Here is an 11,706-nt window from a genome sequence, read left to right as displayed (position 1 = left end):
TGAACTACTTACTTGGTATCTCAAGAAGGGTACCTGCTATATGCCGTGGTCCGTTATTTATATTGTAGTAATAAACAACCAACACATGATTCGTATCTAATTGTACGGACCAGGGATATCCTAAATCCGTACCCCCGCCATCTTCCCTCAGTATGATTTCCGGTGCCGTTGCATAATCGGTACATTCCGGATTGAGAATCCTTGCCCGGATACCATAAGGTTTATGTCGATATCCGTACACTAAAAGCACCCGATTATCGGGTAATCGCATGGCCTGCAAGGGATGCCCCTGAAAACCCATTTTTTCCCAATTCCCGAAACTCTTACCTCCATCCGTTGATCGCGCAATACAAGCCTGATCGTCCATATTGGCTGTGCGGAGAAAAGCGACGATATCACCTTTAGGAGTTTCATATACAGATGTCTCATTAAATGAGGCTTGACTGTCAGTAGCAACCACGCTGCTGTATTTCCAGGTGAGTCCTTTATCTTCAGATATAAGCAGATAATTGGATGTCTTTTTATTGGGTTTGTTTGCGTCACTAGCAGCAACCACCCAAAAGATACGACCGTCCTTTCCCTCATATAGCGCGCCCCGGTTATAAGCAGGAAGCGGCTTGCCCATTGCATTGTAATTAATTTCCGGCTCAATGTGCGGCGGATATATAGGCCCCTGCCAAGTTTTTGCACCATCGGTCGACCGTAGTAGATAGCCACCTAAAAATATCGCGCCCCCAGCCTCAAAATAAGGCTGCTTCAGATTAGACATTCCTTCAGGGCGCAGGAAAGCCCATCCATAACTGGCGCAGAGAATACTCCCGTCACGGAGTTGTAATAGACAGGGATCTTGAGACCCACCAAATGGGTGCGCATAAATCAGTTCCGGTTCCGGAGACCAGTGTTCCCCATCCCGTGACCGCACGGCCACCAAATAACTGTTTGGATCAACATGACTGGTTATCGATTCTCCAAATACCTTCCTGTCAGGAGCCCGACGAAAAGCAACAAGGAGTTCCCCGTCCGGTTGCTTGATAATGGAAGGGAAAGCATTATGATACATTGTATCTTTATATATCAACACATCTTTGACCTTTCGTACTACAGGAATTGTGTCCCGCTGAATGTTGCTATAAGCACATTGCAACCAAATTAATCCAATCAAAGTGACTACTAATCGCATCCTTTTAATAAACATATCGTTGACCTATTAAACCAAAACCTAAAATATTGAACAATTCTTCTCGACTAAAAATACTATCTATGGGCTTCATTTAAACTAAATGTCGTTATATTAGCCAATGAAACGATCATCTCATTATCTTTATCCGCGTTATTCGTCGCTACGGGCTTTCTCGTATCCTGAATCCATGCGATCACTCTCGTCTGCAGTCGTGCCTTAACTACCATACCCGATTGCATATCGACCCATTGTTCTCGCTTGAATAGGAGTTTGCCGCCGCGCTTATTGAAATAGCGATAGTTACTACCCCCTACGCGTTTTACCTCTTCTTCCGGAAGAAGATCGGTTACTTTTATACCTAAATCGTCGAGCCACATCTCGCCGGATGATTGTAAAAGCCTGCAATCCTTGTCGCCACATACGTCATTTTTCACATAGTGTATATCGATATTCGTTAGCTTAACTGTTGGAAGATCCGTGCCACGTAAATTAGGAATACGTAAATTTTCAATAGATTCCCAAGAATCGCCGGGACGTATCCCGTCAACAGGAAGCAATGCGATCAATGCCGGAAGGTCTGGAGCGAGCCACCGTGCATGTTCACCACTCGCCTCCAAATCTGAAACTTTACCCTGTTTACTGATCATCAAGGAAAACGTTTGTTCCTCACTAGATGTAGTTGGCCTGTCAAACCATTGAAAATCGGAAACTATTCCTTCTGCACGAATCGATTTTAAGTCGGTTTCAGCACGCGGAATGAGCGTTATCGAAGCAGTTGATTCAATGAACGGCATATCAGTAATGGGCCTTGGAGAAAAGGACTTATACAGGGGCCGGGATACCCCTGAAAGTGTATTAGCTAATGGTATTGCCTGCATTCCCGCTACGGTAACATCATAGATTAGCGGCTTACCTAGTTCATAGGTTGCTGCTTGCACTCCTTGATCAGGTTTCATATACCGGAAAAGTTGCTTCAGCACGCGCTCATTCTCTGCCCAAGGTCTGGATAGGTTTCCCGTCCATGAGCCAGCATCGCCAACCAAAATGAATTTACCACGGCCAGGTCTCGTCATTACAATTCCTGGTCCATTAACCGAACGATCTGGATACCCTTCATCAGCATAAACATTAAGTAATACCTCGGGTCGGCTTGCTTCAGGTAAAATTTTCAATGTGCAACCTGCCCCATAATGAAACGTTGGTACATCATAAAAATAAGGATGTCCCTTAGGCAACACATTATCCGAATAATGCGTATCATCATCATTCCAATCCAACCCAAAGCCATTAACAAGTTTCCGGACTTGTTTTGATTCAAATGATTCCGAAAACCTCCCTGCTCCACCACCATTCAACATCAACATCAGACTCCCTCCCCGGTTGACGAAGTTTCGCAAGGCCGTGATTTCCTCATCACTGATCAGTTTCGAACGAGGAATCAACTTTGGATTATCTGCAGCAATAATCACCACTCCATCCGTCGTTTGCAACAGGTTTTCTTTGTAGGGTTGCCGATTTGCACCAATGGTAAATTCCTCTTCCAATATCGTATAGGCATGATCAAAAGTATTGGTATGCACGAAGTCATCCCATCCATAACGCCCGTCATTATCCACCCAACTTCCGGTAATTAGGTGGTTACCTACTTTGGTATTGGGCAACCCGTGATGATAATAGTCGAAAAGTAATCGCGTCCGTTCAGATGAATGAGGATTGAACCATAACACACTATCCCCTCCCATTTGAATGGATTGAGACCATTTAGCATAGCTAAGGGTTATCGATAAGCAAGATAACCAAATCAAACCAATTCGAAGCCACCGAACTATATTTATATTTCCTTTTTGCATCATGCCGTTATTCGACTTGCTCCACCGTTACCTCTCTCACTTTTATAGCCTTTCTAATTTCCCCTTTTTCATTTTTATGGGAAAAATCAGAATAGATCACTAAGAAACGATTAGGCCCCAAGGGCAGCAAGTCTGGATATCCACATGAAACCTGCTCCTTCTGTCCTTCAAACGGAAGCATTTCAAATGGGTCTGTCCACTTGTGGCCCTTGCCATCGGTGGAAAACCGAAGCTGCATCCCCGGTCTACCGGAAGCCAATACCAATACGCCATTGTCCAACTGCAACAATTTGGGTAATACACCAGAGCTGGTAAAAACTTGCGGTTTGGTCCATGTTCTTCCACGATCATCCGAACTACTCAAATACATCGGACTATTTCCCAAACCATCCGTAGTACGCATGACACACAGATAAGTACTGTCTTTGAGAATCTCAAAAGCAGGTTCCGTAAATCCTAAGGAAAGCCGTTTACCTCCATTGGAATCAAGCTTCAAGTCGGGTTGATAAGGAATTTTGCTCACGATATCCCAAGACTTACCCCCATCCTTTGAACGGTAGAAACTGACTCCGGCCGCAGGTACCTTACCTGACACCTCATAGAAGCTGGGATACGTAACAGTTGCAACACTACCGTCGGCCTCTATGCGCATATCGCCCCACCAAACTACAGGAAATAAGTTACCATCCGTATATCGCAATGCCTCTGGATCATTCAGCACATTGTGTTCCACATTCCAACGGCTGTTGCCAGGACTGAGCCGAGCGATGTATACGCCACGCAAGGTATCTGGAAGCTCGGACATACGATAATACGCAAAGCTCCTACCGTAGGCTTCCTTGTTGGAATCAACAGGTTTGGGCAAATCCAGCTCAGACACTTTCAACGCTACTGGCGTATGGTTTTTAATGGATGTGCCATCTTTCAACACGAGCCCCCCACCCAAAGGCATCTCTCCTTCCACTTCTTCCCACGTTTTTCCTTCATCACTCGAAACAGCAAAGCTATTAAGCCCCTTTCCATAGCTTTCGGCCGCATCTGCCCCCATGTTCCAAGACGCTACCAACCGTCCATCCAGTGCCCGATATATGTTAGGAAACTGAAAGTAACCCCAACCATATTCCTGATCGGCCACGCTTACAACAGACGGTTCCGCTAATGAAACTGTTAAGTTGGCCTCATTTTTTCGTTTATAAACACCTGTCACACCCTCATAGGTTGGTAAACCATGCTGAATTTCTGCATAAGAAGCAATTCCCTGCTCCTGCCATTCTGTCATCGGGACATCGGAGGATTGATGGCAGCTGAGTGCCACAAGTCCCAGCATCGCGTTTGTGAATAAAGCTTTCATCTAATTTGGTTTTAATATCCAGCTGTTTGTTTAACCATTGGTTCAAGGCTTAGCACTTGCTCTGAAATCGGGAAATATTCTAAATATCGGTCTTGTTGACGTGACTGAAGGGAAGGAACTATTTCAAAAGCCTTATCAAAACGGTTTAAATCCCACCAACGTTTGCCTTCGAAAACAAGCTCAAGAAGCCGTTCCTTCAAAATGGCGTCGTCATTAGCCGATGGAGATCCATTGACAAACCGATAATCTTCAAAATTAGTCTGGAATGCTCGTTGTCTGATCTGATTGATTTCTTCCTCCGGATTCTGTCCAATCGCATTCTTGGCTTCCGCTTTCATTAATAAAACATCAGCATAACGATAGACAATAAAATCGCTCGTAAAATACCTAACTCCCGATATCAACACACCCCGCCCCTTGACAATAAGGGTAGGATAAAACGTTTCAGATTGCCATTCGATAAATGATGCATCCTTTCGCGTATCCTCATCAGTAAATTGATCCTTTACCAAGTCGGTGACTGTCCAAACTACACCACCCGATGTCTGTCCTATCACTTCTCCTGTTATCGGATCCAGATCGTTGGGAAGACGGGCAGAATACATGTTATAGAAATAATTGTTGCCAACCTCAAACTCCTTGTTTCCAATAGCCATGATTATTTCCTTGTTATTCTTATTATCGTATTTAAACAAATCACCAAAATTGGGAAGTAACGCTACATCTGCCTGTCCAACCTGATTGCAAGCCTCGATAGCCACATTAAAATCAGTTTCGCCTCCATCCAGCTTTTTTCCCGTCCAAAGGTATACGTCTGCTTTCAACGCGTAAAGCCCTGGCTTGGTCCAGTAATTTCTACTTCCCCCGGGGAAGGAATTGTCTGCATATAGTGATTCAGCAGTTTGGATATCTTGTTTGATAAGCTGAAATACATCCACCAAGCTAGCGCGTGCTTTATGTATATCATCTGGCGAATATCCCTCCAATGGTTCGGTACGAATGGGAACTTCACCCCATGTACGTGCTAAAACAAAGTACAGAAAAGCCCGCGCAGTATAAGCCTGTGCAATGATAGTATTGCGACTTTGCTCCGAGGCAAAACTGATTCCCGGAACATACTGAAGAATTAAATTACAGTCATTAATCGCACTATAAATCGTTTGCCAAGTTGGCCCCGCCGATGTCGGATTCAAGGTATTATTATAATAACGGTCATAATCCAACGTGCCACTTAACCGCCCCCATTCCATTACCTCGCTACGTGCTTCACCCCAGATAAACAGATTGAGATTAGCCAGGCTCCTTAATTTTACATACAAGCCGGTGAGTGCACCGTTCGCATCATCTTCTGTCTTCCAAAAAGATGCATTCGTAATGACGCTTGTTGGATCGGGCGATAATGCAGTTTCGCATGAACTCAACCCACCTAAGAGGCCTATATGTATGCCAACTATAATTATTTTTAGACTCTTTTTCATCGTTCTTGTCATTTATAACCCTAGTTTAATTCCAAAAATCAGGCTTCGCGGCATCGGATATCGACCTTGGTCTAGTCCCCCATCTTCAGGGTTCATTCCTGTATAGTCCGTGAAATAAAAAAGGTTGTTCGCTGTTAGATTTAAGCGTATATCGTTTAATTTTATTTTATTGGCGATCCATTGGGGTAAATTGTAGCTAAGTGTAATTTCACGTAGACAAAGGAAATCCCCCCGTTCATAAAATTCGGAATTGGTGGAAGTCAAATGATAGGCGCTGCCTCGCCAGTAACTATAATTTGCGGTGCCGGGGATATATTGAGATCGGGTAGCGATATCTCCTTCTTGCTTCCAGGCCTTGTCAACCATTTCTTGCGGGATATTCAGATTTCCCGCCCATGTTCCGCTTTGAAATATCTTAGCATAATTATAAATGGTGTGCCCCTTAGTATAATCCATTCTGATATACAGGCCAATTCCCTTGTAAGACAGCGAAGTTGAAAATCCACCGGTCAGGGTTGGATATGGATTCCCCTGATAAACCAAGTCGCGTGTATCAAGTGTGTCATTCCTATCCAAATCTAAATAGTTAACGTCTCCACCATATTTGGTTTTGTCAGCGAAAGGCATAGTTTGATCAATTGGTGCCGATTTTGCTTCCTCATCAGTCGAATAAATTCCAACTTGTTGCCACGCAAAGAAATCACCTATTCGTCCTCCTTCCTGCAATCCTCCTAACCAGTTATATCCATTGATGCTGGGGTCCCAAACATATACACCTCCTACCCGATTATTCTCGGCTCCGTTTTCGGGCAATTTCAATATCTTTGATTTAGTAGTGGACGCATTGAAAGAAATATCCCATGCTAATGGTGAATCACTGCGGGTTAATGCAGCCGTAAATTCAACTTCGATGCCTCTGTTTTGCAAACTGCCGAGGTTAGTTGTTATACTCGAAAATCCTGTCGATGGAGGCAGTGTCAAACTGGTGATTAAATCATCGGTAGTACGATTGTAATAATCAAACAATACACTAATCCGGTTATCAAATAATCCAAGATCAACCCCTACGTCAAATGTCTTGGATTGTTCCCATCGTAAATCAGAATTGGCAAGTACGGTATTCTCAATTGCCGATTCTCCCAAATATCGATTTCCAACCGAATAAGCTCCTTGTGCATGGAAATCTGATAAGCCACTGATGTTGCCGTTTACCCCATAGCTTCCACGCAGCTTCAATTGGGAGACAACAGGCGAAATGAGTTCAAAGAAATCTTCCCGATGTACATTCCACCCTAACGATACTCCGGGGAAAAACCCCCACTTATGATTTTGGCCTAAGTTAGACGCACCGTCGTACCGCCCCGTGATGGACACAAGGTATTTTTGGTCATAATTGTAGTTTAAGCGTCCAAAATAACCGAGCATCGCAAAGTTACTTTCATTACCTGATACAGCAACTGGCGTTGAAGAAGCATTCAACGTGGGAATCAAGTTCGTTGCTGCACCCTGGCCGGAGGCAGATAATCCAAAAACATAACGCCTAAAAAATGAAAAACCGGCAGTCGCGTCTATCCCGTGTTTATCGAAAACTTTGTTATAGGCAGCCACAAGATCCGCTTGGGTCTGCATGGTTTTGTTATAGGCCGACGAGGCAGGACGTGTTTCATTGTAGTTGCCCACACCATTGAGATAAGAGTGAATAAATGCATAATTGTCGTTGGCAACTTTATATAAAGAAGCTTGAGGAGATATCGTCAAACCATCAATGGGCCTCCACTCCGCCCCAGCCAGTACACTCAGATTCTCTATGCTATTTTTATTATCCCGGTTATTCAAATAATAAGCAGGATTCCCCATATTTCTGGCATTACCCGGAGCCAATGTTCCATCTTCAAAGGTATATTTGGCAGTAGGTGCTAACCCAGCTGACCGGAAAAAGAGTTCCGTATCACTGTACACCGTATTGTTGCCAGAGTAGGTATATAATAATTTACTATTGAAGGTGAGTTTATCATTGATCTTCAAATCGCCACTTAAGTTGGCCGATAGTCTATCATAAGCCGTTGTGATTGCCACGCCGGTGCTTTTAAGATACCCTACGCTGCCGCTAATCTGTGCTTTGTCCGTCCCGCCTGAAACGGACAAATAATGATCATGGGACATAGCACGTTGAAACAGAACATCCTGCCAGTCTGTTTCCTTAAAAATAATAGTCTTCGAAGGATCAACAGGATCCGGCATACTTTGCCAGCCTTCGTTTAATTTATGCTCATTTTCAGAAGTCAGGTATTGTGTGGTGAACCCCGTATTTTTAGTTAAATCATTCCCCGTACCCCAAGCTGATGGCTGCCCTAACGCTTGATCAGAACCGGGCACTTTCCGGTTAGCAGCGACAGCCCCAATCCTACTGTAATAGATATAATCTCTTGCAGATGCCATATCATAGGTCTTACCAACTTCTGATGAAGTCAAGTTATATGAATAAGTCACCCGGGTCTTATTTGAGGTACCTGATTTGGTAGTGATGATTACAACACCATTCGAGCCCCTGGCACCGTATATCGCAGTTGACGCAGCATCTTTTAAAACTTGCAAGGATTCTATATCATCCGAATTGATATCATTCATATTTGATCTGATAACTCCATCGATAATATACAGAGGTGCTGCACCATTGGGGTTATTTATGGATGTCCCTCCTCGAACAATAATGCGGGGCGCTGCTCCAGGCTGACCCGAAGTGCTCTGCACCCTTACGCCAGACACGGTCCCCTGCAATGCCGAAGCGGCGTTTGAATAAGGGATGTTTTCCAATGCCCGGGTATCCATTTTTGAAACGGCCGTTGTCAACGTTTCTCTCGATTGCGTTCCATAGCCCACAACGACAACCTCGTCTAGATTAGTCCCATCAGCCTCTAATGTGACATTAATAGTACGCTGACCTGTAAAAGCCAATTCCTGAGTTTTCATACCTAAATACGAAAACACAATCGATTCGGCACCCGGTGGCACCTTGATCACATATTCTCCTTGATCATTGGTCGCTACTGCAGTTCCTGCCATAGTAACATTGACACCTGATAACGGCTCGCCAGCAGTATTTGTCACCCGGCCACTTACCTGTGATTGAGCTTGCACCGCAGTTATCTGGAAAAACAAGAACAACATAAGACAGACAATGCCACCTTTTTGAATAAAGCCACTCTTCATAACATCGTTAGATAAATAAAAGTATGATTGAACCATATATTAACATTTTACCTGTATGGCAATTTCTGTTACCATTCATCCTTCCCTCGCCCACAAGTTGATACACTATAACTGGTTATTACATTTCAAATATAGCGGAGCTATTTACCGTACCCTACTACTTTTCTTTACATTAGTAGTACAATATTTCGCACTAAAATCACAGATAAAAAATAGTACCACTGATTATAAAAAATAGTACTATAAGGGTTTTATTAGGTTAGGTATGCATGAGGACTCACGGCAGAAACAAATGACTGATTACATTTCAGCTGCCCACTTATTCAGTAATTCTGTACAATTCAAAACCTTCTCATATAAATCAGCTGATGTATAAAAGTACTGATTGGAGGCTTCGTAACCCAGTCGCGAATCGCTGGTTTGCAGCGCCGCCATCCGCCGGGCAAGCCTGATTTCGCGGCTCAATACCTCGGAAAGCGCTCGCTTAACCCTTGCCCGATCTGATTCCGCGTCAGGCAATTGGTCTCTTAAGGTAATAAAGTCAACTTGATTGGCAATACTCTGATAATGAATGGAAATCGTTTCGATAATATTTCGTTCCAGCCGTACGGCTTTTTGCTCCGTCTGGTTTAAATTCAGCTTTGTACAATCATCGTCTAACCGACGTATAATCTCGGCAAAAGCCTCTCCGATTTCACGAAGCAATCCCGCGAAAACAGATGGGGGATAGATGGCCCGCCAACTGGTTACATCGTCATAAGGCAGCCCCACCATCGTGGCTTTGTAGTCCGTCGGTTCAGACCACAGTAAGTTAGCCGGCCCACATTGTAGCGGAGCATTATAAACCACACTGATATGGTATGGAAATTTGCTGAAATGTGTGCTAACGTCTCGCCAGGCGCCGACAATCGCGTCTGCTGCACTTCCGAAACGACGCCTAGCGACCGTCCGGATCGCATCATCTGCCGGGAGATTCCGATCGCTCCCCATGAGTGAAACGACTTCAAGATTAGGCGATGGATACCCACCGAGCGTCCAGCTCAACATGATGCCTGCTATGCCCTCCTTCCGGAGTTGATCAATATGCTTGGCCACGTTATACACAGCGGGTATGTAGGGAACCGCTCCGATCTCCCATGAATTATTGGCTTGTATCTTGGCCATGGTCTTCAGGCCATGCCGTTTGGCAATCTCCCAATGCCGCCGGGCTCTGGGACCGGGTCCGATAGCGGAAATGGAATATTCTCCAACCTTGCTCCTTACGCCCCCTCGCTCAATCTCCAATTCCCACTCGCTGACACTCATTAGTAAGGTATGGTCGGTGGTTAACTCCGGAATGATACCTGCGGCCCAATCATCCCGCCAACCCCAATCCCAAATAATCAACTTCGGACGTCCGTCCGCAACGTCACCTTTTCCCGATGCAACTGCGGACGCATAACCGCGGTTAATTCCTTTCGTATATAGGTTGTTTAATGTACTGATTACTTTTTCCGGGCCCAGTAACGCACATCTAGGGCATTTATCTCCCTGTCCGTGCGACCAGCAGTGGGTCGGGTTTTCGGACGCTGTGATCGAAAAGAACCCCGCGAGCTGCGGCGCCCGCTCAACAATCAACGCGATGGAGCCTTCCAGGTATTGCTGTACGGCCGGATGGGAGGTACATAATGCCGTGCCTTGGCCACGAAGATCAGGGTATTTCTCAAAAAAGGCTTCCGGCTGATGCCTCGGTTCATTCAGGTAAAGGTAAATGCCGATACCGTGTTTCCGCACCCGTTCGGTAAGGGCTTTGAGGTTGGTCAAGCGGTGTTCCCAGTGGGTACTAATGGAAGGATCCCAGGGAAAGGGTGTAAGTTTACTCAACACAATGTGCATCCAGATACTATCTACCCCCGACGCAGCCAGTCGCTCTAAGTACGCGTCTGGATAGGAATCAATCTCCGGATCAAGTAAGGGATCGCCAAAGAGCGCAAAATACGGATAGGCAATCCGGGGGCTGAAACCGGCCTGAATGGACTCAGTTGATTTTCCTTTCGCATCGGTAAACGGTGCCGACAATTCGTTCACAAACTGAAAATAAGGCATCTGTTCGGTTGGCAACCCTTCCGGAAACGATGCTTTCAGCAACTGCATAAAGGAAATTTTAGTTTTTTCGTCGAGCACCGATAATTGATTGTAGTATACAGGCGGGCAGGCTGGTTTTAGGCTTCCTAACTTGATGTAGAAGAAATCGTCTTCTTTTAACGTGAATTCCAACTGGGCTTCATCCCAACCCATCAATACCTGAAGTTGGCTTTTAGGTAAGAGATGCCAATTACGGCGAATAACCGTAAGGTAGCTCCGTTCCCACTGTTCAGCCGTGACTTTCGGTGCATCCCCCAACCCCATGAACGAAGCGATCGATTGCAACTGCGCGGGTGTGGCACCCACCGTATTGGCCATCCGATCCAGCGGCACCAACCCCCAATTCCGCCAAACGAAGGCATATAGCGCATTTGGAAAATGACTTACCTGCAACGCAGCTTTATCGGTCGAAATGGTGCGGGCCGCAGCGGGAAAAGGCAGTTGGTTCAGCCATAAGAGTCCACCTAGTGCCGCATTAGCAGCAATAAACTGTCTACGGTTAAAATTCATCAG

At 45.2% G+C, this 11,706-nt stretch carries 6 protein-coding genes; all 6 read right to left on the bottom strand.

From position 1 onward, the window contains the following. Nucleotides 1-4: 4 nt before the first annotated feature. Nucleotides 5-1,060, bottom strand: coding sequence for a sialidase family protein (locus IEX60_RS00985; protein ID WP_229717341.1), 1,056 nt, complete (start codon nucleotides 1,058-1,060; stop codon nucleotides 5-7). 194 nt (nucleotides 1,061-1,254) lie between these two features. Further along, nucleotides 1,255-3,033, bottom strand: a complete 1,779-nt coding sequence (locus IEX60_RS00980) for a DUF4350 domain-containing protein (protein WP_188746484.1) — start codon at nucleotides 3,031-3,033, stop codon at nucleotides 1,255-1,257. A 4-nt stretch (nucleotides 3,034-3,037) separates the two neighbouring features. Beyond that, nucleotides 3,038-4,381 carry a sialidase family protein gene (locus IEX60_RS00975; RefSeq protein ID WP_188746482.1) on the bottom strand — a complete coding sequence of 448 codons (1,344 nt, stop codon included), beginning with the start codon at nucleotides 4,379-4,381 and terminating at the stop codon, nucleotides 3,038-3,040. A gap of 11 nt (nucleotides 4,382-4,392) precedes the next feature. Further along, entirely contained in the window at nucleotides 4,393-5,859 is a 1,467-nt protein-coding gene (locus tag IEX60_RS00970; protein WP_188746480.1) for a RagB/SusD family nutrient uptake outer membrane protein, read from the bottom strand. Nucleotides 5,860-5,871: 12 nt separating this feature from the next. Continuing rightward, nucleotides 5,872-9,105: a SusC/RagA family TonB-linked outer membrane protein gene (locus IEX60_RS00965; protein WP_229717340.1), complete on the bottom strand. Its 3,234-nt coding sequence runs from the start codon at nucleotides 9,103-9,105 to the stop codon at nucleotides 5,872-5,874. Between the two features lie 264 nt (nucleotides 9,106-9,369). After that, nucleotides 9,370-11,703: a hypothetical protein gene (locus IEX60_RS00960; protein ID WP_229717339.1), complete on the bottom strand. Its 2,334-nt coding sequence runs from the start codon at nucleotides 11,701-11,703 to the stop codon at nucleotides 9,370-9,372. Between the last annotated feature and the right edge of the window lie 3 nt (nucleotides 11,704-11,706).

Origin of the sequence: Parapedobacter defluvii (assembly GCF_014642075.1) — a bacterium.
GTDB classification, from domain to species: domain Bacteria; phylum Bacteroidota; class Bacteroidia; order Sphingobacteriales; family Sphingobacteriaceae; genus Parapedobacter; species Parapedobacter defluvii.
The sequence above is the reverse complement of the archived record's forward strand: the minus strand, read 5'-3'. Positions and strand labels throughout refer to the sequence as shown.

Coding starts and splice junctions, on each gene's coding strand:
- IEX60_RS00985 (WP_229717341.1), bottom strand. CDS start 1,060: ATGTATCATAATGCTTTCCCTTCCATTATCAAGCAACCGGACGGGGAA.
- IEX60_RS00980 (WP_188746484.1), bottom strand. CDS start 3,033: ATGATGCAAAAAGGAAATATAAATATAGTTCGGTGGCTTCGAATTGGT.
- IEX60_RS00975 (WP_188746482.1), bottom strand. CDS start 4,381: ATGAAAGCTTTATTCACAAACGCGATGCTGGGACTTGTGGCACTCAGC.
- IEX60_RS00970 (WP_188746480.1), bottom strand. CDS start 5,859: ATGAAAAAGAGTCTAAAAATAATTATAGTTGGCATACATATAGGCCTC.
- IEX60_RS00965 (WP_229717340.1), bottom strand. CDS start 9,105: ATGGTTCAATCATACTTTTATTTATCTAACGATGTTATGAAGAGTGGC.
- IEX60_RS00960 (WP_229717339.1), bottom strand. CDS start 11,703: ATGAATTTTAACCGTAGACAGTTTATTGCTGCTAATGCGGCACTAGGT.